This window comes from Acidobacteriota bacterium (assembly GCA_009838525.1).
Lineage (GTDB): Bacteria > Acidobacteriota > Vicinamibacteria > Vicinamibacterales > UBA8438 > VXRJ01.
The window spans coordinates 238,845-262,241 of sequence record VXRJ01000038.1; the positions used below are offsets into that span (position 1 = coordinate 238,845).

Here is a 23,397-nt window from a genome sequence, read left to right on the forward strand (position 1 = left end):
ACCTCAACTCGATTCTCTGTGATCGGTGGTCCAAGCCAAGCGGCCAAGGAGAAGTGACGGAAAGCGAGCCGTGGCTTACCCCGAGTTCTCCGTTGACAACTCCGCCTGTCGTAGGACCAACTGGGTCGCTTCATCGGCCAGATCAGGAGGATAGCCGTACTTCGCCAGTAGGCGGCGAACATTACGCCGCAGACTCGCACGTACGGACTCGCGCTGGGTCCAGTCAAGCTTGGGCATGTTCTTGACCATTTCGGTCAGCTTCCGAGCCATGAGACGCAGCGTATCGCTCTGCATCGCTTCTCTGGCTGATCTGTTCTCCGCCAAGGCATCGTAGAAGGCAGTTTCCGCGCTGCTCAGACCGAGTTCGTCGCCGCGCCGCTGGGCGTCTCGAAGGCTCTTCGCCAAGTCGATCAGCTTCGAGATCATCTCGGCGGTGGTGATCGCCTTGTTCGCATAGCTCAGCATCGCGTCTTCGAGCGCCTCGCGAAACTTGCGACTCTGGACGATATTCGTGCGCTCAGTGATGCGAATCTGGTCGTTAAGCAGCTTGCGCAGCGTCTCCAAGGCCAGGTTCTTCTGCTCCAGCGCCGCCACCCGTCCGAGGAACTCATCGCCAAGGATGTCGAGGCGGGCGTCCGACAGCCCCGCCACGGCGAACAGGTCGATCACATCGTCGGCATCGACCGCGCCGCCGATGACCTGACGCACCGCGGCGTCGATGTCGCGCTGCCGGGAGTAATCGGCACCACCGCCGGTGTCTTCCGCCAGTCGTTTGCGAATCATGGCTATCACGCGCTGGAAGAAGGCGAGGTGCGGCGCGATGGCCTCGGTCTCCGGGCGTGGAACCGCCAGGGCGAAGGCTGCCGACAGTTCCTTGACCAGCGTGCGCAAGCGCTTCCAGCCGTCCTTCTGCCCAAAGACGTGATCGATCGTGCGTAGATACACTGCAAGCACGGTTTGCGGCTTGGCGTCGAGCGCCTGCTCGTAGTCGCAACCGTGAAAGAAGCCTCGTAGTTTCTCGAAGGCCGCTTGCATGGCAGGCACAGCCTCGTTCTGCACCTTCCTGACGGCCTCACCCGTGCCGCCGGCTTGGGTGTACGTCGCGAGGGCATCTGTTAACTGGTCGGCCAAGCCCAGCAGGTCCACGATCAATCCACCGGGCTTGTCGCCGTAGACGCGATTCACGCGCGCGATGGCCTGCATCAGGCTGTGCCCGGCCAGCGGCTTATCCAGATACATGGTGTGCGCCGGCGGGCAGTCGAAGCCGGTCAGCCACATGTCGCAGACGATCACCAAACGCAGGTCGTCGTGGGGGGCCTTGAAGCGCTCCGCCAGACGCTTGCGAGCGACCTTGGTTCGCACATGGTCCCTGAGCGGTTCGGGATCTTCGTTGGTGCCGGTCACGACCACCTTCATCGCCCCTCGTTCGTCGTCGGCATCGTGCCAGTCAGGGCGCAGCGTGCGAATCGCCTCGTAGAGCCGTGCGGCGATGTTGCGGCTCATGGTCACCACCATCGCCTTGCCTTCCATCGCGGCGCGGCGCTTCTCCCAGTGCTCGACGATGAACGCCGCGAGGCGTTCGATGCGCTCCGGGGCGCCGACCAGGGATTCCGGCGGCACTCGGATACCGTCCCACGCCTCTTCCTCGCCGCGGTCGGGGTTGGCAACGTAATCAACCTCTTCCTCGGCGACGCGCATGCCCTCCTCGTTCACCTTCAGCTTGATGATGCGGGATTCATAGTAGAGCGGCCGGGTGGCGCCGTCCTCGACGGCCTGGCGGATGTCGTAAACGTCTGCGTAATCGCCGAAGACGTGGATCGTGTTCTTGTCGTCACGCTCCAGCGGCGTGCCGGTGAAGCCGACGAAGGTGGCGTTCGGCAACGCCTCGCGCATCCAGCGCGCACCGCCCTCGACGAAGCCGTACTGGCTGCGGTGCGCCTCGTCGGCCATAACGATCACGTTCGAGCGCTCTGAGACCACGCCGTGCGCCTCGGCGAACTTCTGAATCGTCGTGAACACCACCCCGCCCGCCGCGTGGTCGAGTAACGCCTTGAGATGCTCCCGGGTCACGGCCTGGACGGGAGCCTGTCGAAGCAGCGCACGCCCGGCGGCGAATGTGTCGAAGAGCTGATCGTCCAGATCGTTGCGATCGGTGACCATGACGATCGTCGGGTTGGCCATGCGCGGCTCTCGGATCAGTCCCCCGGCCAACATCAACATGGTCAGCGACTTGCCCGAACCCTGGGTGTGCCAGATCACGCCCCCTCGACCGTCGCCCGTGCCCAACGGCGGCTTGAGACGCGCTAGCACGCTGGCGCGCGCTTTGCGCACCGCACGGAACTGGTGGTAGCCCGCGATCTTCTTGGCGATCCCGCCTCGTTCGTCCTCCTCGAACGTGATACAGGTTCGCAGGTAGTCGACGAACGTCCGGCGATCGAACAGGCCCCGGATCAGCGCCTCCAGGGTTGGAGCGACGCCACCCTCACGATCGTTGATCGGCCGCCAGGGCATGAAGCGGCCGCGCCCACTGGTGATCGAGCCGACGCGGGTCAGCATGCCGTCCGAAACCACAAGCACTAGGTTCGACACGAACAGCTCGGGAGCGATCTGCATGTAGCGGTCGAGTTGGTCGATGGCCACGCCCGGGTTTGCCTGGGTGTTGGTCGGGTCTTTCAGCTCGATCAGCGCGAGCGGCAAGCCGTTCAGGAACACTGTCAGATCCGGGCGGATCACCTTGCCCGAGGCCCCAATAACGGTAAGTTGGCGTACTACCAGGAGGTCGTTCGCGTCGGGGTCGTCGAAATCGACCAGTCGAGTATGCCTGCCTCGGGTCTCGCCGCCTTTAGCCTCGGGGTACTCTATCTCGACGCCGTCGGTGAGCAGCGAGTGGAACCAACGATTGTTCTGGATCAGCGTCGGGTGCGGTGACCGCGAGAGGATGCGCACTACTTCTTCGATGCTGTCGTGCGGTAGATAGGGGTTGAATCGATGCAGCGCGGAAGCTAGAGGGCCTTTCAGCGTGACCTGAGACGCATCGTCGCGCTCGCCGGCGTCGTCGATCTCGACGCCACGCTTGGTCGCAGCGCCGGTCGTTCCGAAGTAGACCGAGGCGACATCCTCAACAAGCTGCTCGGTGGGTGAGGACATCGTTAACCGACCTCCTGCCCGTCGTCACCCGGCGCAATGAGACCGTCAAGGTCGTCGGGCCCGTTCTGTCCGACGATATGGTCGTTTAGCGCGGCTTTGTAAGCCTCCGGATCCCCCTTGAACAGTACTTGACTTGGTCGCAGCCCCAAGTCGCTGACTCGTATCGTCTCGTTGTCGTTATCAAACGCATCATTGAATTCAGCGTGATCTTCGTAGTAGATCCGAGCGCCCGGATTCTGTATGAGCGCGTCGCGATGGATGCGGTAGAGGAACGACACGATTGCATCCGCCGCCTGCGCGGCGAGCGTGGCATGCCGAGGGCCGAGCCGCGGGGAAGAGTCGTCGCGCCCATGTGAGGCCATGCCATAGCTGTTGCGAAGCTCGCATAGGCCCTGGATGGTCTGAAGCAGACCCTGAATCGTCCTCTTTACCGACTCTCGCCCCTTCGCCGACGCGGGATGGTTGCGCGGCAATAGGGCCAGGAAGTTGGTCGTCTCCTTCAAGAGCTTCTGCGCATTCCACTTAGGGTCCGCCGGCTGACCGATGTCGGCGAGCACCGTCTTGCAGACGGACTCGACCAGCGTCTTGGAGAGATCGAAGGCAAAGTCGGGCACGCTCTCCAGCGTGCTCTCAATGGTGTGGATTTGCTGTTCTATCGCCTCGACGTTGGGACCGTCAAGCACCGCAGTGCGTGCACCGACCATTCGGAATGGAGTACGAGCTGTAGATGGCTCAGGCATGGGTGACCTCCATTCGCACTTGGCCGCCAACCAGCCTAGGCAATAGGTAGTCGCGTACCTCGGTGAGCTTTGCCGATTCAGTATGATTAGCCGTGGAAAGCGCGAATAGCGGATCGGTGATGTCAGCGAAGCCTTTCCGAACTGGAGATGGGGGCACGATGATCGATTTATGAAGCACGTCATCGGGACGTACGCGTTGATGGCTATTTGAAGTGCCAGACGCGCTCTGCGCCAGTTCCTCGCGAAACGAAGACTGCTGGAATTGGCAGTAGATATAATGCCGGTCGAAAGTTGACTTCGGCACAAACACCAAAAACTCGGTAGATGCAACCTGCCGTCGCCCACGAGGTGGTGGCGGCAGCCAGATTCTTGCGATTCGAGGATTCAACTTGGAGAGCAAAACGCATCCTTCCGAGACCAGAAACTTGTTGCTCTTGATTGCCTCACCGAATTCGACAACCGCGTACGTATCTGCGTCGAATGCGGGAATGCTGAAGTGGTCGAAAACCTCGTTAGCATGTTCCCGCGGATTCACCTGCACCTTCGAAAGGGTCGCGATGTTCGGTGTACCGCCAACTTCCCACCCGTCCGGCACGGCGCCGATCTCGGTATCGATGAAGTGGGTGGGCAAGGCGTCGAAGATCGCCTGGGGCATAGATGGAAAGGAGACTGCGCCAGCAGCTTTGGCCTTCACCGGCTCGAAGTCTACGAACCACGCCCGGAAGATCGCCTGGGCCAGCCGCTCAAGTGCCCGAGCCGTCCGCCGGTTCTGTTCAATTCTGTCGTCCAGTGCGCCGAGCACACCGGCGATGGTGCGCTGTTCGTTGGAGGAGGGTACCGGAAACGACATCTCCCTAAGGTGACTCGGGCCAAAGTGCCTTAGGACGCTTCCTACGGCTGACGCCTCTGCCTGAAGCTGAAACAGCGGCGACATGAGGAAGTACCGGATGAAGCCGGCATCAACATCTACCCGAGCCGGACGCATCCGGATGATGCCGGTATAGGGGATCGAGCCAGCGGATGCTTGGGTAGCTATGCTCACCCGACCGAGCGTGCCGCTCGTGCTGACGAGAAGGTCACCTGGCACAACGCGGAAATGTGGCCACCGCGACTCGACCATGTCTGGGTCGAGGAAGTTGCAGCCGACAAGATCAACAAACGGCCGTTCGATATTCCGCAACCGAAGCAGCGGCACCCCCTCTTCGCGAAAGTCCTTCGCAAGAATCCCCGGACCTTCCTGGAAGTTGATGGCATCTGCAAACGGGACAATTTCCCACTCAACGGGACACCCAGAGAACACGCTTTCATAGAGCGATGCGTGTTCACTCACTTGGGGATCCCCTGAAGCATCGTTCGCACCACAGCCGTCAATTGATTGCCCTCTACGAAGCAATCCTCCAACTCTGCGAGCAGGCGCGGGTACTTCTCCGCGAACGGCTCGCCGTCATCCTCCTGCTCCTCGGCGCCGACGTAGCGGCCGGGTGTAAGCACGAAGCGGTGCTTGCCGATGGCTTCGACCGACTCGACCTTGCAGAATCCGGGGATGTCGCAGTACTCCCACTTGCCGTGCTTGGCCTCGACCCACCAATCCGGCGCAGGCTCGCCGCGCCACTGCCGGAAGGCGTAGACGATGCGGCCTAGGTCGGAATCGAAGTTGGGGTCACCCATCCCGTCGGCCAGCATACTTTCGCCGGCGTCGCCGCCGGTGAGCACGCGTAGCGTGCGGGTCTTCATCGTGCCGAGCTTGCCGGCGTCTATGAAGAGCGTCTCGCTCTTGCGGTTACGCCCGCCATGCTTGAGGTTCCTGCCGGTCTTGTCGCGTGTGAGAAACCAGAGGCAGGCAGGGATGCCGGTGGTTAGGAAGAGTTGGGCCGGCAGCGCGACGATGCAGTCGACCAAATCGGCCTCGACGATGCGCCGGCGGATTTCGCCCTCGCCGCCGGAGCCGCTGGAAAGTGAACCGTTGGCCATGACGAAGCCGGCGACTCCGCCGCCGTGACCGTTGGGCGGGGCCAAGTGGTGGATGAAGTGCTGGATCCAGGCATAGTTGGCGTTGCCAGCGGGCGGCGTGCCATGGCGCCAGCGCATGTCGTCGGCCAGCAGTTTGCCCGACCAGTCCGAGATGTTGAACGGCGGATTGGAGAGTATGTAGTCGGCCTTGAGGTCAGGGTGCAGATTGCGTAGGAACGTGTCGGCAGGGTGAGAGCCGAGGTTGGCCTCGATGCCGCGGATCGCCAAGTTCATGTGCGCCAGCCGCCACGTGGTGGGATTGGACTCCTGACCGAAGATCGAGATGTCGGTCTTCTGTCCGCCGTGCGCTTCCACGAAGCGTTCGGACTGCACGAACATGCCTGCCGAGCCGCAGCAGGGGTCATAGACGCGACCCTCATATGGCTCGAGCATCTCGACCAGCAGCCGTACGATGCAGCGTGGCGTGAAGAACTCGCCGCCGAGCTTGCCTTCAGCCTGAGCAAACTTGCCGAGGAAGTACTCGTAGACGCGGCCGAGCGTGTCGCGGGCTTTGGCACGGTCGTCTTTGAAACCGATGTCGGCAATCAGGTCGATCAGCCCCTTCATCTTCTCCGGTGCGATGCCGCGGCGGGCGTAGTCGCGCGGCAGCTTGCTCTTAAGGTTCGGATTGTCGCGCTCGACGGCGAGGATGGCGTCGTCGAGCAGCGTGGCGATGTCCGGTCGCGCGGCTTGGTTCTGAAGGTTCTGCCAGCGTGCCTCGGGCGGCACCCAGAAAACCCGCTCGGCGGTGTACTCGTCGCGGCTCTCCAGCAGGCTCTCGAGCTGAGGCCCGGCGATGCCATCGGCTTCCAGTTCGTCCTTGAGCTCGCCGCGTCGCGCGTCGAAGGAATCGGAGATGTACTTCAGGAAGAGCAGGCCGAGGACGACGTGCTTGTACTCGGCGGCGTCGATCTGACCGCGCAAGGCGTCGGCCGACTTCCATAGGACGTCGGCGTAGTCCAAGTCGGCGGTTGCATCATTGTTCGTCATGCCTGATTCAGCCTTCTTCATCTTCCGACGCCAAGCGCCGGACCAGAGCGGTCGGTACGCGTACCATACCGCCCTCTCGTTTGAACCCGTTTGTTTTGCGACCGAATCCGCCCCGCTCAACTCCGCGGTATCCACCGCTCCAGAGGAACTTTGGAACTGGAAGCGACCCTTGCTCTCAGCGGTTCCAGCGGCATCGGCTTCGGCAAGGTGCGTGTGAGCACATGTGCCTGCTCGGCTAGTACGGTCACTCCCAGTGACGTTCCGCGTTCAGTCACGGGATCGTCATCGTCGTCACCCATCGTCCCCGATGTTGTCGCCCCGGCACCGTGGCCGCTGCCCAGTAACCATACCGCACGACCGTGAGCGACGCCGACTTATCAGACTATCGCACGCTGGGCGAACCCGAGCGCCAACTTGCCACAACGACACGGAACCTATCGCCGACGAAGAGGCTAAACAATTGGCACAGGCGGCCGAGAACGTGGCCGGGTTCGTGCTGCTTTCTGGTCGACCGGCGTGAGGCCGGCAAGGTGCGGCAAACATGTCAATGGCAATTGAAACTGCACATGCACCGCACACTCTGGCTGAGGACGGATCTGGACCGGCCGCCTCGGGTAGCCCGGTACTGGCTCGTCGATCCCCTCGACCCACTCCGGCGGGTTGAGCCATCCGCTCCGCAACTCGCCGAGCCCTCGGGCTTCCAGGGCTACAGCCACGAAATTGGCCCTTGCTGTCCAGTCGGTCGTCGAGGTAGACCAGTTCTACAGCATCAAGATCGGCGAGTTCCCGGCGCCAACATCAACGAGTTTCCCGTGTGCTCGATCGACGAGTGGCGAGTAGTCGTCGCATCTCTCCAGCACGAGGCAGGTTCGGATCGTGCCGCGCCGGCGTCGCCGTCAGCTCCCGAACGTACTCGATGGGCAAGCCATGTTCCCTGGCGCCGCCAACTACAAGATCACGATACCAGTCGAACGGAATCAACGCGTTGTCTACGAACACTTCCTGGGCGATGTAGGTCGCCGCGGCTTCCGACCGGCCATCCGGGACGTGAACCGATACCAATTGACGTACATAGCCTCCAGTGTGAACACCCTCGACCCGATCCAGGGTGATGAGATCATCCGGCGCCACCTCAAAGAGCACACCCCATGCGGCGGCCGAGTCGTCCGCCGCGACCAACGTACACTTCCCCGACCCGTCCCGGCCGCGCTTGTGAAAACGGACCCGAAAACCCGGCACTTTTCCGATTGCGTGCACGATTGCGTCAGGGACCCGGCTAGGGTGGAGCAAGCGCTCCTCCAGCATATTGGATCCGTAGGCGAAGTAGATCACGGCGTTCTCTCCTGTGGAGTGGTCGCCCTTGTTGCGTCCGCGTACGCGAGAAGGACTCGGCGGTAGAAACTGGCCTGCGTCCTGAACTGCTGATGCATCAGCACTCCTCCGAAGAAAAGGGAAACCAAGGTGAGGATGGCGGCCAACAAGACTCGCTCGCCGGATGCCGCAGAGTCCTTCGCGCCAAGCGCAGCCAACGCCAAACAGGCTACTCCCGTCACAACACCGGCTGAAATGAATGCCGCTCCCAAGGCAAGACGTACATGCCGAATCGTGTTGGAGCGTTCGATGAAGCGGTCATGCAACTCCTTGTTCCGTCCTAGTGCGACTATCTCAAGCATTAGATGGTGATCTCGATCCCTGACGATCCCTTTTAGGTTCGCGGTGTTGGCGTGGGACAATTGTTCGTCGATGTATTCGAGTGACTCACGTCGCGCAGCGGCCCGCAATCTCGCGAGATCTCCAGTATTCTTCTCTGGAAGAACCGGACAGGCGTCCCGCTCGCTAGACAAGCAGAAACCGATACTCAACATGACTTGGCCGATGGCAAACAAAAGGAACACGGCGGTCGTCGAGACCGCGACGAACATGGAGCCACCACCGAAGATATCCGCAAGGCCGTCGAGAATGGTGAGGGTCGGCCTCTCAGGGGCAAGAAGGAGCCAGGGAACACTGGCGACGAACACGAAGACCCCCCCGGCAACGACGTAAACCAGAACGTCGCGTCCGAAGGATGCAGCACGGTCGTATAGCGCATCAATCCACAGCGTCACGGGATTCCCCTCGTCTTGTCGGTCTCGCGTCTCGTTCAGCCACCAAGCCCCGTAGTCCCTTGCAGGATCGCGTCGAGCGCCTCGCAGGCACCGCCCTGCCCGGCATCGGTCACCGATGGATACATCGGCAGCGGGAGTCCGAATCTCCTACGCTCAGAGCCCCGCCCTCAAGCACCCCACGCGCGCCCCGGTGCCCTAAACAACTCCCATCCGCCGCCTACGCCGCGCTGCCATCATACCGAACACGACAGCCACAAGTCGGTCGCTGCTGCGACCGCGCGGCGTACAGTCGGCAACGGTGCGAGCGATGCCGTAGATACGAACCGTCTGGCCCTCGATGTGGGGTACTCCCCGATCCCGAGATCGAACACTACCGTGGAGATGTTGACGACTCGGAGCGCCGGTGTCGAAACGCGCGGCAGGCGCGTACCACGCGGAATGGCAATCCAGACTTCAGCCGAAAGCTGCGTTCCGATGGAATCGGAGAGTCGAAAGCAGGCGAACCACCGACTGTGGCGACGCGGCGAGGACAGCCAGATCGTGGTACTCAGTGTGGCGAGTTGTCCTCGTTAGGCGATATCGCCCGGGGACAACCCTCTCCGGCGCACCTGAGTGTGCTAGTGTGAATGCCTTGGTGAGCTACGTTCCTGGCCCGCAGCGCGGTTTGCTTCTCGGCGAGGCGCAGAGGTTGGCCTCTTGCGGTTTCTCAGCGTCGCGTCGTTTTGCTTACACTCATAGACGTCTGTAAGCGAATTACGGCATCTGGACCGAGCTTCGAAACGGTGGAACTGTCCGCTCGACCAGAATGCTCTCTCTGGGGCTTTCGTGCGCAAAACACCGTACTATTCCGTTCGCACCGGACGTCGTTCGGCCCGCCTCGACCTCAACGAGGTGAAAGGACTGTTTATCGCGGCCTTCGAGGACTTGGAGAAGGCCGGATACTTTCAGCAGGTCTTGGGCACACACTGCGTTGATGGCGATTTGCCCGGCTCCGCCGGTGACGACGTGGAAGTGTTCTTTTTTCGCAAGCTCAAGAAACGCAGCCTCTGGCCGTTTCGCGAGTCGAGCGGGAACTGGGAGGAGGAAGATCTCTTCGACGTCATCGAACTCCTTCACGACTGTGCGTCCAAGGGCGTCGAAGGGCGTTATCACTCCTACCTCCAATGTGGCAGGCACTTTGAGACGTTCGACCAGGAAGCGGGTCGAAACTACTTTCGCGTCACGGTGAATGAGATTCTCCGCGATTATGACAAGGGCTACGTTCTCACAGCGCGCGGCGAGATCGTTACCATCGGTCCAAAGGGACTTCGCGACCTTGAAAGCGCACCGCGTCCTCCCGGTGATCCGACAAGCGTTCAGCAACGAGTCGACGCAGCGATCGACAAGTTCCGTAGGCGAGGCTCGACGTCGAGCGACAGGAAGGACGCCATTCGGGATCTGGCGGACATTCTGGAGTTCCTGCGACCGCAGGCCAAGGCGGTCCTGACGCGACAGGACGAGTCAGACCTGTTCAACATCGCGAACAACTTCGGCGTCCGGCACCACAATCAACGTCAGAGGATTCAGTACGACGAACGCATCTGGCATAGCTGGATGTTCTATTTCTTCCTCGCAACGATTCATGCGACGACACGATTGATTGAAAGGTCCAACACCGAACCGTCAGTGAAACGCAGAGCGGTTAGTTCGAGACGGTGATGAACTGGCCTCAGCTTGATGTTGGGAACTGGACCACCATGGCTGGTCGAGCGACAGGTCGGCATCGAGCAGCGGCTCGCCGAGCGGCACCTTTGAGGAGCACGCGCTGGTGCTCTACGACCTGACGTCGAGCTACGTGGAGGGTGTCCACTGCCCGCTGGCCCAGCGCGGGCACAACCGCGACGGCAAGTCGGGCACGCTGCAGATCGTCTTCGGCCTGCTCTGCACGGCCGAGGGCTGTCCGGTCGCGGTCGAGGTCTTCGAAGGATCGACGGCCGACCCGATGACGCTGGCCCGCCAGATGGCGAAGCTCCGAGAGCGGTTTGGCCTGCAGTAGGTGGTTCTGGTGGGCGACCGCGGCATGCTGACCGCGGCGCGCATCCGCGAGGACCTGGCGGGCGTCGACGGCCTGCGCTGGATCACCACGCTGCGCGCCACGACCATCCGCAAGCTCGTCAACGCCGGCACCGTGACGCCGTTCCTGTTTGACGAGCGCGACCTGGCCGAGGTCCGCGCAGAGACTTCGGTCGAGTCGTAGTCCGTTGCAGGCGTCTGCCGGGGCGCGCGCGGGCGTTGTCAGCGGACCGTGGCGTGGTCAGCGCCCCGGTTTCGGTCTGCCCGTCCAGCACGTGGGTCGCCGACCGGCCGCTCCGAGATCACGCGCCGCCTGACGCTCATCTCGCAATGATGTTGTGCACTTCTCCGCCGTTCACAACCTCACGATCGAGCGCAGCGACCTCTGCCGCTACCCCGTCCTCAAGGTCGAAATGGTCCCGCCGGCCGTGGCGGCGCGCGAGTTGCACCAGGTCGCGCATGTAGGCGAGGCCCTCGACGACACCCGGTACATCGAGAACCTCGGGGCTAGCATCGAGCAGCGGCTGCGCAAGAAAGACCACCGACTTGGCTCGAGCCCGGGTGACGGCCACGTTGAGGCGGTTGCGGCTGTAGATGAAGTCCGCCTCCAGCGCGGCGTACTCGGGGTCGGCCACGCCGTAGGAGACGAACACGGCGTCGGCCTCCCGCCCCTGCATCTTCTCGACGGTGTCCACGAAAGGGCGCGCCGACCAGTCACGGTTGCCGGCAAGGGCGCGGCGAATGGCTCGGATCTGGGCGTGGTGGGGACTCACGACGAACAGGCGCTCTCGCCAGAACGCATCATCGTCGGTGACGTCGGCCATGTCGTCCCGAAGCGCAATGGCGAGTCTGCTGACGAGCGCCGCCTCGACTTGGTTTGCGTTCGTTGCCTGCACGCCCTGGAGAATCACCACGACCAATGGCGCATGAGGCGCAAGACACGCACCCGTGAGCCCGGCGCGGCGTTGCTGCAAGTGCAGCCTCCGCGACGCCACGTTGGGCGTGGCGCAGCGGTAGTCGGGCCCGTACAGCAGGCGCGCCGCACCGGTCAGCACGTCGCACATCCGCCAGTTTTCCAGCAACTGGCAGAGCGGCGTCCCGGGCCGATCGGGGCGCTCGCGCAGCAAGTCGAAGACGGAGCGGTGCAGTGCGGGTTGCCCTGCCGCGGGCTCGGGATAAGTACCGGTGATGATCGGCCCCAACTGGAAGTGGTCGCCGGCCGCGACGAGACGCCCCCGGTCGTGGACGCGGTCGATCGCCAAGGCCGCGTCCGGCACCCGCAACTGCGAGGCCTCGTCGATCACCACCAAGTCGAAGGGCGCTGACGACTTCGCTAGGCCCCAGACGGTGCTGCCCACAATCGCGGCGTCGTGCCCGTCCAGCCAACTGTCGAGCTGTTCCGCGACGATCCTCTCGATGCCGCCAGGCGCGTCGGTCACCCGCCCGCCAACCTTGGCCAGCGCCGGCGCCGGTCGGCCGAGCTCATCGGCAATCCGCACGATCATCCGCAGCAGGTTGTCGATGGCGGCGTGGGTCATGGCGCAGATGAGGATTCGGAGCCGCCGCCGTTTCCGAGGCGCCCCACACAGGCCGAGCGCCAACGCGGCCAGAAAGTGCGTCTTCCCCGTGCCCGGCGGGCCCCATATCGCTGTTACTCGCGAGCGGGCGATGGTGCGCAACGCAACAGCCTGGCTCGGTGTGAGGCGGAAAGTGGCTGCCGTTTCCACTGGGTCTACCGCCCGAGACAAGCTCTCGGCGCCGGCCGCCGCGGCCGAGTCGTCGAGCAGCCGGACGAACAAGCCGCGCGTGTCGAACTGCTTCAGGCCGTCAATCGCCCGGTCGGTATTGAAGTCCAGGAAGCTGGGCATCAGCAGGACGCGGGCGCCGTTCTCGAGCGGTGGGTCGTGCCAGTGCGTCCAGTCGATATGCACGGTCCGTGCGAATCCCAGCGGGTCCGTCTCGACGGCAGCGACCTTTCCGATGCCCACATGCGCATCGGCGCGCCCGCCCCAGTGCCGCGCCCGGTGCGCCCAGTCGTTGAAGCGCGCCTGCGCACGCAGGCCCTCCGGAGTGTCTCGTACGACCAGCCAGCGAGCGAAGCTGCCGTCGTCGATCTCGATGCCGTCGGCGGCCACGCGGAAGCGCCCCTCGCCTTCGTGGACCAGAGGCCTCAGTGTCCCCTTGGCGGCCATCACGTCGCGCGCTTCGCAGCGTCCCGAGCGCACTGCGAGGCATCCCATAACGCTCTCGTAGCGAGCGAGGAAGGCCAGACGAGACAGCCTCGGGTGGTCGATGCCGGCCGACGAGATCAAAACGTGCTTGGGTGGCCAAGTCACGAGCTGGTCGCCGGCGAGGTCCCTGATCTGCCAGAGCGCCGCGCGGTAGCCGTACAGGCGGTGGGCGGCTTCCCGCACGACGGGTTGCAGGTCGACATCCTCGCCGTTCCAGGCCCGGAGCGCTGCGTCGGCGCGTACGGCATGACCGAATGGGTAGTGAAAGCGATTCCGCCGGACTTCGAACTTCGAGCCGAGCGCGGCGAGCGTTTCCGGCAGCGTGTAGGACACGTCAACGGGCAGGGCTAGCAGCCGACCGGCCGCCGAAACGAGCGGGATCAGGGGATGGGCGACCACGTCCCGAGGATGGTCGTCCACCTGCAGCAGGTCCGGGACCTGCAGGTGGAACAGCAGAGCCATCGCCGCCTGCGACAGTTGCGGGTCGGGCAGCGCCTCTAGCAGCACCCGCACGAGCCGCTCCCGCTCCTGCTCGCTGTAGCAGTAGAGCTGGACCGACAGTCGGTCCCTCCACTCGGGCGTTTTCGCATTCCAGTCGTCGATGCGGCGCAACACCTCGTACAACCGGCGGATGAAGCGCTCCCGCACGACCGCGCACTCTTCCCGGCTGTCCGCGACAACGACGAAGGGACGCGCCGGCCCCTCTTCCGCCAGAATGCTACGGCGCAGATCCTCGCGGGCCTGAACGAGCATCCCGAGCAGCCAGGTGCGGTCCTCGACCGGCTCGGTCTGTGCGCTCAGGAAGATCGCCACGTTCTCGCCCACGGGCAGCCCTGGGTGGAGTGAGCCGAAGACGCCGGGTTCCCCGCTGGCGTGCGCCTCCAGGCGCACCTCAAGGCGCGGGCGCTCGCCGGCCAGCGACGCGCAGCCCTGCAGCCGGTCGTCGGCGTCGGGCACACGCAGGGCGGCCGACAGTTCGGGCAGGGTGTGCACCCCGAGCGACCTGCCGAGGAAGCGCTTGCCGTGCGCGGTGAGGCCGACAAGACGAGAGACATCGTCACGCTCCACCATCTCGGATCGGCAGTAGTCCAGATACTCGCACCATTCGCAGCGGTAGCGGACGTGCCAGTCCACCTCGTCGAGCGGCTGCGCGACGAGGGCCGGCAGCCGGGCGAGCACGTCCTCGAGGTGCGGCCGTACGACCAGTAAGTCGAAGTCCTCCGGTTCGGGTGCGCCGCCCAGCCACGCTGCCCCGGTTGCGAGGTCGACGCGTCCGTCGATGCCCGCCGCGCGCAGGACATGGGCGAGCTCGATCGCGTAGAACAGCACCTGAATGCGGTAGGGAAGTCTCACCGTGCTCCCCCGTTTGACGTCGATCACGCGGAAGCGGCGTCCCCCCGCAGCCTCGGCCGTGACCTGCACGAGGTCGGGCCGGTTGTCGGTGATCTCGATCTGCGTCGGGTCGATGGCCAGGGCTTCGTACAGGGAGGCGGGCGCGCGCAGGGTCAACTGGTAGAGGAACTCTCCGTGCCGGGCGCGGCGCAGCAGATCGACGCTCTCCTCGACCGACCAGACGCGATCCGCCAGCGCGCCGTCGCCGTCTGCGACGAGCGCGCGGCCGGCGAGGTGGGTGGTCAGGATCTGCTCTTCCCACGTGCGGCCGCTTTCTAGGACCTCGGCCATCACCGGGCCCGACTCGTAGCGGCGTTGCGGCACGCCGTTGCGCGACGGCCGCCGCGTGGCGCGGAAGCGCAGGAACCGATCGCAGTCGTGGAAGAAGTACCGCGCCAGGGTAGATGGGCTGACGCCGAAGGGCGCGCGCGGCTCCGGCTGAACCCTCCGTCGCAAGCGGCTCACGTCAGGCGCTCATCGTCAACCGGGTTGTAGTTCAGCGGCAGGTCGCCGGGGTCCAGCGGTTCGGGCGCGGCCGGCGACAGGGCGATCAACCCTTCCGCCGTCGCCTCGGCAGGGTGTTCCGCAGTGTCTCGCCATGCGTACGCGTAGAAGCCATACCGCAGTCGGGTGCGCTCTCGCGCCCACCTGATGGGAAACACCCGCGGGCGTTCCGTCTCGGTAGAGTCCACGACATAGAGCCAGTACTCCACCCTCTCATCGTCGTTCCGTAGCGCGTCGTTCGCCTGCTTCGCCGTGAGCGCCACGCTGGCCTCCTCTTCGAAGCGCCCCTGGACTCCCTTTACCTCGATTCGCCGCTCCCGGCCTCCGTCATCGACGCTTCGCACGTCGAAACCCGGCTGCAGGTCAGGCATCGCCTCGGCTCGCCGGCCGTGCTGCTTCTCGTACTGGAGCACCGCCTGCCTTGCGCGGTGATCATCCCGGGGGGTTCCCCGCACAGAGGCTGCGTCGCCGGTGTCCGTGTCGTGATTTCCGCGCGACATGACCAGCATCCGGACATGGTCGGCGGCGCGGCCGCCCGGCGTGGGCGGGCGCGTGCGGCTGCCCCCTTCGGCGGCGTGGTCACGGTGGCCGTTCGGCCGCGCAGGCTTTCCGTCGTCCCGCCGACCGCCCGCTCGCGATTTGCTGCCGCCGAACGGGCCTGAGGCGGCGCGAGGGCCAGGGCGGTTGTCTGCGCCGCCGGCGTGCGGGCCGGATAGACCGGAACTGCTGCGCGGTGTTGGTACGCTCTCGTCTCCGCCGCCGGACACCGAGTCCGGGGCCTTCTCCCGAGCGTCGGTGCCCACATCCGTATCCTCGTCGGCGGAGGAATCCTCCGTCGACGGCTTCTGGCTGATGCCGGACGCTGTTGCAGCCGGCTCGACGCCGAGCCCGTCAGCCAGCAGCTTCAGGTGGCGGCGGAACGCGCTCTCGTCGTCGAGAGCGAAGAGAGCCCCGGTGAGCCGCGGCACCTCCTGTCCGCGCTGCCCCAACTGGAAGTGCTCCACGAGCTGCTCCGCGGCTTGTACGGCGAAGTCGGCGGGATTGCCGACCAGCAGCAACGTCGTGCTCTGATTGTCGACTCCCTCTACGTATGCCCAGACGGCATGGCGCCGAGCGCCTACTCGCAGCGAGAGCGCGTTGTGCAAAGTGACATCGTGCAGGGAAGGCCGATCTTCGAGTTGTGAGAGGGTCGCTGTCAATTGCCGCAACCGGTTGGCCCACGGCGGTTCCGTCGCTCGCTCTCCTGGCTCGACCTCGACTTCGGCCGACAGCAGGGCGACGTCGAGAGCCTGCGCAACACGTCGAACCTGCGCCTTGGTGTCGCCCAGATGGGCGGATGCGACCGCGATCCTGTCCGTCGGCAGGAACTCGCGGATGAGTGGCGACTGCACATCGTCGACCACGAGCGTCGGACCGATGGGATGCCACTCGCGGTGCCCATAGAGCTGCGCCTGCGCACGAGCTTCCTTCCAGGCGCCGACCGGAAGGTCCCCAGCGTCCATATCGTCCAGCACGTAACGGTAGGCGGCGGCGAGGTGGCCGCGGAGCACCTCGACACCGGCTGTTGGTTTCCGTTCCCATGTGTCGAGAAGAAAGGCCAGCGCTTGTCGGCCGGTGGTGGTGTCGGGCAGCGGCTGCAGCTCGGCGGCCGCCTGCACCGCGTCGGCGAGCGCCGGCTCGAAGTCCGAGAGCGCGACCACCCAGCCCCCCAGGTTGCCGCGCGCTCCGGCTCCGGCTCCGGTTCGCCGCACGACCCGGCGCGTCAACGGTACCCCGTGGAGATTCACCACGGCGAGCGCGCGGCGCAGATCGTCCTCCGTTGCCTCTCCGGCTCCGACCGCCTCCAGCGCCTCCCGGAGCAACGCTGCGAGATCGCTGTCGTCTATTTCCGCGGCGCCCCGTCGTTCGAGTCGGCGCAGGGTGGGCGACTGCGGAACTGCGCCCCCGAAATCCACCCCTTCTTCCGCCAACCGGGAAGCGAGATCGCCGTCAATGTCAGCGACCGGCGCGTCCTCCCGGTCGGGGTCGGCGGCGAGCAGCACTTCAGCGGGTCTGCGCCGTTCGCCGTCTGTGCAGAGCAGCCAATCGTGGCTCCGCAGGTCCCGGACCCACTGGGCCGGCGCCCGCCCTGGCGTGGAACGCCGGTAGTGAAAGAAGCTGGTCGCCGAATGACATCCCTGCCCGCGGAAGGCGTGGTGCTCAAGCGTTAACCACTCCTGCAGTGCCGCTCGCGGGACGCTGTCGATCGCGAACGGAAAGTGACGATCGTGGACTTTGTAGCCCGCGTCGTTCGCCTGTTCGACCTCCGCTACGTCGACGCCGATTCGCGTCGCCACCCGATCTCTCTCGGATCGGGGCATCCGTTCCGTTCGCACCTCGGTTGCACCTGCACCGCACACCTCGAGGCGTTCGAGGAACGCCACGACGGCCGAGCGGTCGACGATGTCGGCGTAGGCCGCGACGAGAGCAGGTTGTGAAAAGAGACCACGCCGGCTCTCGCCGCCGGGGACCAGCGGATTTGCCATGAGTGCGTCCGTGGGCTTGCAGGGCCCTTCTTCTGTCAGGACCAACGGCACGAGGTCCTGGCGCAACGGACCCTTGCCGAGCGCCCACGCCAGGAGTTCCACCAATGGAAGCTCGGCGCCCTCGTCGGCCGCCCGCCGAATCAAGTCGGCGAGCTTCACCTCGTTATGGTGTTCCTTCAGCCATCTGACGCCGGCATCATGAGGCCGGTTGTTCACACGATTGCGGATGCCAGACTGCAATTGCCGACCGCGGGTCGGCAGAAACGCAACCAGCGCTTCGGCGACAGCGCGCCCGCTTGGCTTGCGCCTGCTTGGCGGCTCCTCGTTCAACCACGAGGTGTCGCGCGCCGCCGCCCATCCGCCCGCCTTCGTCGGGACGACCGGAGCATGGTGCCACTCGTTCTTTGCGATACCACGCCAGAGCGCGAAAAGGGCATCCGGCCGCTCGTCTTCCGGGAGTGCGCGCCACCAGTTCGGCAGCGTGTCCCTCCATGCGACTTCGTCGGCCTCGAGTACGCTCCCCCACTCCAGCCAGATCGCGAAGTCCGTGGCGCGTTCTCCCAACAGGTGTGCGTCCATGACCGTCGAACCGAAGAGCAGGTCGGGGCGCCACGAGGAAACGAAGTCGGCGTGGAAGGGTTCGGGTAGGACTGCCGCCTGTTCGGGAGTACAGAACTGTCTTGGGCCCGGGCCGTGGACCGGCACGATCGGCTTATCGGCGAGGGTCCGGGCAAGGTCCTCGCGCAGATTCCGGAATGGGCCGGCCAGCAGGCCACCGTCGTCATCGGGTTCGCACAAGGCACGGTAGCCGCGTTCCCGCATGGCATCCGATTCGCCGGACAGCCAGATCAACAATTGGCGGACGATTTCCGGAACCTGTCCCACGATGGCTTCCTGCCAGGCGTCTCCAGCGACCTCGCGCAGTTGCTGCCGGTCGACGTTGACGAACCAGTCGGCCTGCAGGTGGAATCCGAAGGGAATCCGGACCTGTGTGGGTAGCGTCGCGTACACGCATCCATGATCGGCCGGACTCGGCAGGCCGTCGTCGTCGAGCCGCAGCAGACCGACGACTTGCCGTTCTGCCCGCCGGCCTCCCGGGTCGACCTGATCGTGAGTTTCTTGCCGCACCTCTAGGAAACGGCGCATGGCGGCGTCGTCCGGGCGGTAGTGGGCGACGAACGCCTTCCAGCGCCAGCGTGCGTCGCTCCCCGAACGGCGGACGGTAACGATGTCGTCTTCGACCGAGAGCTTCCAGACGACCTCGTCGACGCTGACCTGGGTGAGGCCGCGCAGTGCAAGCACCGCGAGCGTGGTCCGGTTCTCGGTCGACGCCAGCCGTTCCAGGTCGTCCGTCACCGGGCGCCGCGGCTCTGCGGGTCGACCGAGCAAGAATGCGGTGGTGTAACCCGCGTCCGGTGCGGGGACTTCGTCGTCCCAGTGTGGACGCAGCGTGTCGAACCACTCTGGTACCTCCGATTCGAGATCTCCGCGTCGGACGCCGACATCGAACCGGAAACGCCAGTCGGCGTCCGAGACGCGCGCCTCCCGAAAACGCGCGAAGACCGACTTGAAGCCCACGCCCATGAAGCCCACCGTGGCGAGTCCCTTGGTGGACGCGCCGAGCGAAGACAGGCCTCTGACGTCGGATTCGTCCAGCGCAAGGCGACCGTCGTGCTGGAACACTACGGCGTCGCCTTCCGATCGCCAGCAGACCCGCCTCGCGCATGCGTCCACGGCGTTCTGCGTCAACTCGTAGATGTACATCCACGGGTGCGGCAGGCCGGCCGACAGCAGTTTCTGGACCGCTGTGCGTGCTCCCTTCCCGAATTCGTCTTCGTTTTTCTGTCGGATCCTGTCGACCACGCTGCGGCGGTCTGCATTCGTTGTCAAGCGTTGTCCTCCCTCGGTCGTTCTGCGCCTCGCCAGCCTCAGCGGAACGGAGCCGCAGGCGGTCGTTGATGGCTCCAGTGGCCATCGGGTCGATCATCGGATCGCACGAGCAGTCCTGCAAGTCGGCTCGCGCCTTGCCGCGGTCGGCGATCTTCCCCGTAGGCTCTCGGTTGTCCACGCGATGCGCGAGCGGCACGGTGGGCAGATCGAGCGCTGGGAGCGTATCCGTCAGACCGACGCCTTGACCAAGTCCGGCGAGAAGTGCGAAGACATCATCTGCACTCGCTGATGATGATGTCGCTCGCGCTGCCGCAGTCTCGGAGTCCCATTGATGGTCGCCCGCTCTTCAGCCGTCGGCCGCTCCAATCGATTGTCAGGCTGGCTCTCAGCGCGGCGCGTGTCCGCTCAGCGGAGTCCGTCTCCGGGATGATCCGCGGCACTTGACTTCCGTCACGGATCACGACGAGCGTGGCGCCGTTCTCTACGGCGTGGATGTAGCTGTCGAGATCCGATTCGAGTTCCTGTAGGCTCACCTGCCGCTCTGGCATCTCATGCTCACCCCCGCCGCCCGATCACCCCAAGAGCCGTTGGGCAGGGTAGCATCAGAAATGGAGGAGGGCAGCATGGCTGTCGTGCACATCGAGGCGGAGATCCCCTGGCGAATCGGTCGGGCAGATGGTGAGCATTGGGTCGGCATCTGCGATCCGCTCGAACTCACCGTCGAGTCCGAGACGTGGGCGGACCTGATGGAGGACATCGCACGGACCCTTGATGCGATGCTTCACGACCTACTGTCCAACAACGAGCTGGATCAGTTCTTGCGGGATCGTGGCTGGACCGCGCACGGCCCCACGAACGGTGCCGAGGCTGTCCGATTCGACATCCCGTTCATCCCCGCACTGGTTCAGCCGGATGATACGACGGCAGCGTTTCATCGCTAAGGTCCGGTCGTTGGGCTGCGGGTACAAAATCGACGCGGAAGCGCACGTCCTCTAGCGCAGAGCCGGCGGGATCCACTACATATCCGGTCCGCCCGACAGCCGCATCCCGTGACGGAATTAACCGTCTTCGTGACACGCAACGGCAGACAAAGTTCATCGCCATGAATCTTCCGGACGGACAGTCGCTCGAACTCACAGCGGGCGGCCAGAACGTACTCGTCAAGGAGATCGTCGAGCAGCTTGCGCCGCGCTTCACCCCCGGCGGCTACGTGATCTACGGCGGCGACACGGCGGAAGAGCACCTGCTCTACGACGAAGAGTACCTGCGGGACCTGGGCGTTGAGATCGACCGGTATGGGAAGATGCCGGACGTCGTGATCCGCTACGTCGAGCGCAACTGGCTCATTCTCATTGAGGCTGTCACGTCGCACGGTCCGGTGAACGTCCTGCGCCACAACCAACTCAAGGACCTCTTCGCCGGGTCAATAGCCGGGCTCGTCTTCGTTACGACGTTTCTCGACCGTGCGACGATGGGCGAGTACTTGCCGGAGATCGCTTGGGAGACGGAGGTGTGGGTCGCCGATGCGCCTCGTCTCCCGTTATCAATCGGGCTCTGCCCGATTTGGCGTGACACACTACAGGACCCTGACGAACATGAAGTCACTACCCGATGCTGAGCTGAAGAGTCTCGCTACAGCACCTGGACCAAGGCAGTACCTCGCGTTCGACGAGATGGCGCGCCGAATACGGGGCAACCCGTCGCGTTGGATTCAGCACGAGGAGCCGTGGATTCGGAGTCCTGTAGATTTCACACGCGGGCTCAACGCCAAAGAGATGGAGTGGGCCTTTCTGAAATGGTCTCAGCAGTTGAACGACGTCGAACCCGAGCTCGATCAGGAGCAAGAAGTGAGGATCGAGGAACTTGAGCGCCATCTCGACCAGGATCCTGATTCCCTTGAGAATAGGTATTTCAACGCGATCGGCGAAGAAATACGCCGACAACGGGACATGACAACCGAAGGCGCAGTGCGCAGCCGCTTGGAACGGATCACCTTGAAGGGGTTCAAGACGATCCGGGAACTGGTCGACTTTGAACCTCACTCACAAACCGTGCTAATTGGGCCCAACGGCGCTGGGAAGTCGAACTTCATTTCGTTCTTCCGCATGATGAGCTGGGCGTTGTCCGGCCCCGACAAGCTGGCGTTGCACGTGAGCCAGCAGGGTACTTCGCGCCGGCTTCTCCACGATGGCCCCGCCCATACCCGAGAGATCGAGGCCGAGTTGACGATCCGAACGGCAAGCGGAAGGAACGAGTACGCTTTTCGGCTCTTCCATGCCGCAGGAGACACGCTCGTTTTCGCCGAGGAGCGGTATCGATTCACACGCGCGGGACGACAGACCAAGGCGACTTGGAAGACTCTGGGCGCCGGACACAAGGACCCTCAACTCCCCGCTGCCGCGGTCGAAGATCAGACTGCACAGGTCATCCGCACGCTGCTGCGGAAGATGGTGGTCTATCAGTTTCATAACACGTCCGGCACTGCCCGAATTCGCGGCAAGTGGCCGGCTGGAGACAATCGCTGGCTCAAGGAGGATGCCGGCAACCTGGCGCCGGTACTCCACCGGCTACGAACACGAGCCCCGCGACACTACCAGCGCATCGTGGACACCATTCGACTCGTGCTGCCGATGTTCACCGATTTCGAGCTCGAACCGGAGGGTCGTGATCTGATGCTGGCTTGGCGCGAGCGAGATACGGACGAGGTGTTCGACGCCTCTCAGGCGTCCGACGGCTTCCTGCGCATAGCCGCGCTGATAACCCTGCTGCTGCAGCCGGCGCAGGATCTCCCTGACGTGCTGATTCTCGACGAACCCGAACTCGGCCTGCACCCATCGGCAATAGACGTGGTCGGCGGACTGATCGCGGCGGCGGCTACGAACATCCAGATCATTGCGGCAACACAGTCGGTCCCGCTGGTCGACTGCTTCGATCCTGGCGACGTCGTGGTCGTCGAACGGCCGGATCGCGCATCTACGTTCAAGCGGCTGGATCCCACCGCACTGAGGGAGTGGCTCGAAGCGTACTCGGTATCCGAGTTGTGGGAGAAGAACGTTATCGGAGGGCGGCCCTGATGTACCTCCGCCTGAACTTCATTGTCGAAGGACAGACCGAGGAGAGATTCGTCAACACCGTGCTGCGCGAGCACTTCGCGGACCGGTCGATTGTTGCGGTGGCGCATTGCGTCACGACCAGACGTGAGCGGCGAGCAGAGGATCGCAGGTACCGAGGCGGCCTCACCACCTACCAGCATGCCCGGGATGACATTCGTAGATGGGTGCGAGGAGACGGCGGCCGGGACGCAAGATTCACGACCATGTTTGACCTATACAAACTGCCGGCCGACTTTCCCGGTTACGCAGAAGCCGCGAAAGTCTCCGATCCGTACGCGCGCGTGGGACTCCTTGAGGCGGCACTGAGCGAGACTATCGGCGACAGGAGGTTCATTCCGTACATCCAGCTTCACGAGTTCGAGGCTCTGCTGTTTGCCGATCCGCAGAAGCTTGACACTCAGTTCCCGGATCGACCGTCGGCTATTGAGCAACTCGTCAAGACCGCGAGAGAAGTCGATTCACCGGAGCTGGTCGACGATGGGCCGACCACCGCGCCGTCGAAGCGAATATCTGCGGCAATACCGGAATACGACCGTCGAAAGGCTTCTGCTGGTCCAATCGTTGCCGCAAAGATCGGATTGCCGGTGCTCCAAACGCAGTGCCGGCATTTCCGGGAATGGCTGGAGCGGCTCACCAGCGTGAAGGTCGATAGTCGCCTGTAGCGAGGCGCCTGGATGCCGGCGAGCACACGCGCACGC

General features: G+C 64.2%; 16 protein-coding genes. 7 read left to right on the forward strand and 9 right to left on the reverse strand.

What is annotated here, in order from left to right:
• Positions 1-75 precede the first annotated feature (75 nt).
• The 6 genes from F4Y45_18550 to F4Y45_18575 form a co-directional block, all read right to left on the reverse strand.
• Positions 76-3,147 carry a type I restriction endonuclease subunit R gene (locus F4Y45_18550; GenBank protein MXY26506.1) on the reverse strand — a complete coding sequence of 1,024 codons (3,072 nt, stop codon included), beginning with the start codon at positions 3,145-3,147 and terminating at the stop codon, positions 76-78.
• Positions 3,148-3,149: 2 nt separating this feature from the next.
• The gene (locus F4Y45_18555) at positions 3,150-4,070 is read right to left on the reverse strand and encodes an abortive infection family protein (GenBank protein MXY26507.1); all 921 of its coding nucleotides are present in this window, start codon (positions 4,068-4,070) and stop codon (positions 3,150-3,152) included.
• Positions 3,880-5,280, reverse strand: a complete 1,401-nt coding sequence (locus F4Y45_18560) for a hypothetical protein (GenBank protein ID MXY26508.1) — start codon at positions 5,278-5,280, stop codon at positions 3,880-3,882. The genes F4Y45_18555 and F4Y45_18560 overlap by 191 nt, the downstream gene beginning before the upstream one ends.
• Positions 5,214-6,887, reverse strand: coding sequence for an SAM-dependent DNA methyltransferase (locus F4Y45_18565; protein ID MXY26509.1), 1,674 nt, complete (start codon positions 6,885-6,887; stop codon positions 5,214-5,216). Before F4Y45_18565 ends, F4Y45_18560 begins: the two co-directional genes overlap by 67 nt.
• Before the next feature lie 798 nt (positions 6,888-7,685).
• Positions 7,686-8,219, reverse strand: a complete 534-nt coding sequence (locus F4Y45_18570) for a gamma-glutamylcyclotransferase (protein ID MXY26510.1) — start codon at positions 8,217-8,219, stop codon at positions 7,686-7,688.
• Positions 8,216-8,992, reverse strand: a complete 777-nt coding sequence (locus F4Y45_18575) for a hypothetical protein (GenBank protein ID MXY26511.1) — start codon at positions 8,990-8,992, stop codon at positions 8,216-8,218. The genes F4Y45_18570 and F4Y45_18575 overlap by 4 nt, the downstream gene beginning before the upstream one ends.
• An 825-nt stretch (positions 8,993-9,817) precedes the next feature.
• Here F4Y45_18575 and F4Y45_18580 point away from each other — a divergent pair.
• From F4Y45_18580 to F4Y45_18590, 3 genes are all read left to right on the forward strand, one after another.
• Positions 9,818-10,690 carry a hypothetical protein gene (locus tag F4Y45_18580; protein ID MXY26512.1) on the forward strand — a complete coding sequence of 291 codons (873 nt, stop codon included), beginning with the start codon at positions 9,818-9,820 and terminating at the stop codon, positions 10,688-10,690.
• Between the two features lie 109 nt (positions 10,691-10,799).
• Complete coding sequence (locus tag F4Y45_18585; GenBank protein MXY26513.1) at positions 10,800-11,027, forward strand: hypothetical protein; 228 nt, start codon at positions 10,800-10,802, stop codon at positions 11,025-11,027.
• Positions 11,028-11,228 (forward strand): hypothetical protein, encoded by a 201-nt coding sequence (locus F4Y45_18590; GenBank protein ID MXY26514.1) that lies wholly within the window; start codon positions 11,028-11,030, stop codon positions 11,226-11,228.
• 136 nt (positions 11,229-11,364) lie between these two features.
• Here the strand turns inward: F4Y45_18590 and F4Y45_18595 are convergent, their stop codons facing one another.
• The 3 genes from F4Y45_18595 to F4Y45_18605 all read right to left on the reverse strand — a co-directional run bounded on the left by F4Y45_18595 (position 11,365) and on the right by F4Y45_18605 (position 20,119).
• Entirely contained in the window at positions 11,365-15,132 is a 3,768-nt protein-coding gene (locus F4Y45_18595; GenBank protein ID MXY26515.1) for an AAA family ATPase, read from the reverse strand.
• Positions 15,129-19,586, reverse strand: coding sequence for a DUF3883 domain-containing protein (locus F4Y45_18600; GenBank protein MXY26516.1), 4,458 nt, complete (start codon positions 19,584-19,586; stop codon positions 15,129-15,131). Before F4Y45_18600 ends, F4Y45_18595 begins: the two co-directional genes overlap by 4 nt.
• 272 nt (positions 19,587-19,858) lie before the next feature.
• Positions 19,859-20,119, reverse strand: a complete 261-nt coding sequence (locus F4Y45_18605) for a hypothetical protein (protein MXY26517.1) — start codon at positions 20,117-20,119, stop codon at positions 19,859-19,861.
• Positions 20,120-20,209: 90 nt separating this feature from the next.
• On the opposite strand from F4Y45_18605, the gene F4Y45_18610 reads away from it, so the two are divergent.
• The 4 genes from F4Y45_18610 to F4Y45_18625 all read left to right on the forward strand — a co-directional run bounded on the left by F4Y45_18610 (position 20,210) and on the right by F4Y45_18625 (position 23,361).
• A complete protein-coding gene (locus tag F4Y45_18610) occupies positions 20,210-20,527 on the forward strand; it encodes a hypothetical protein (GenBank protein MXY26518.1) in 318 nt (105 codons plus the stop codon).
• 116 nt (positions 20,528-20,643) lie between these two features.
• Positions 20,644-21,204, forward strand: coding sequence for a hypothetical protein (locus tag F4Y45_18615; GenBank protein ID MXY26519.1), 561 nt, complete (start codon positions 20,644-20,646; stop codon positions 21,202-21,204).
• A gap of 331 nt (positions 21,205-21,535) precedes the next feature.
• On the forward strand, positions 21,536-22,660 hold the full coding sequence (locus F4Y45_18620) for an AAA family ATPase (protein ID MXY26520.1): 1,125 nt from the start codon (positions 21,536-21,538) through the stop codon (positions 22,658-22,660).
• Positions 22,660-23,361: a DUF4276 family protein gene (locus tag F4Y45_18625; protein MXY26521.1), complete on the forward strand. Its 702-nt coding sequence runs from the start codon at positions 22,660-22,662 to the stop codon at positions 23,359-23,361. Before F4Y45_18620 ends, F4Y45_18625 begins: the two co-directional genes overlap by 1 nt.
• The last annotated feature ends 36 nt before the right edge of the window (positions 23,362-23,397 follow it).

Coding starts and splice junctions, on each gene's coding strand:
- F4Y45_18565 (MXY26509.1), bottom strand. CDS start 6,887: ATGACGAACAATGATGCAACCGCCGACTTGGACTACGCCGACGTCCTA.
- F4Y45_18625 (MXY26521.1), top strand. CDS start 22,660: ATGTACCTCCGCCTGAACTTCATTGTCGAAGGACAGACCGAGGAGAGA.
- F4Y45_18620 (MXY26520.1), top strand. CDS start 21,536: ATGACAACCGAAGGCGCAGTGCGCAGCCGCTTGGAACGGATCACCTTG.
- F4Y45_18610 (MXY26518.1), top strand. CDS start 20,210: ATGGCTGTCGTGCACATCGAGGCGGAGATCCCCTGGCGAATCGGTCGG.
- F4Y45_18555 (MXY26507.1), bottom strand. CDS start 4,070: ATGACGTGCTTCATAAATCGATCATCGTGCCCCCATCTCCAGTTCGGA.
- F4Y45_18550 (MXY26506.1), bottom strand. CDS start 3,147: ATGTCCTCACCCACCGAGCAGCTTGTTGAGGATGTCGCCTCGGTCTAC.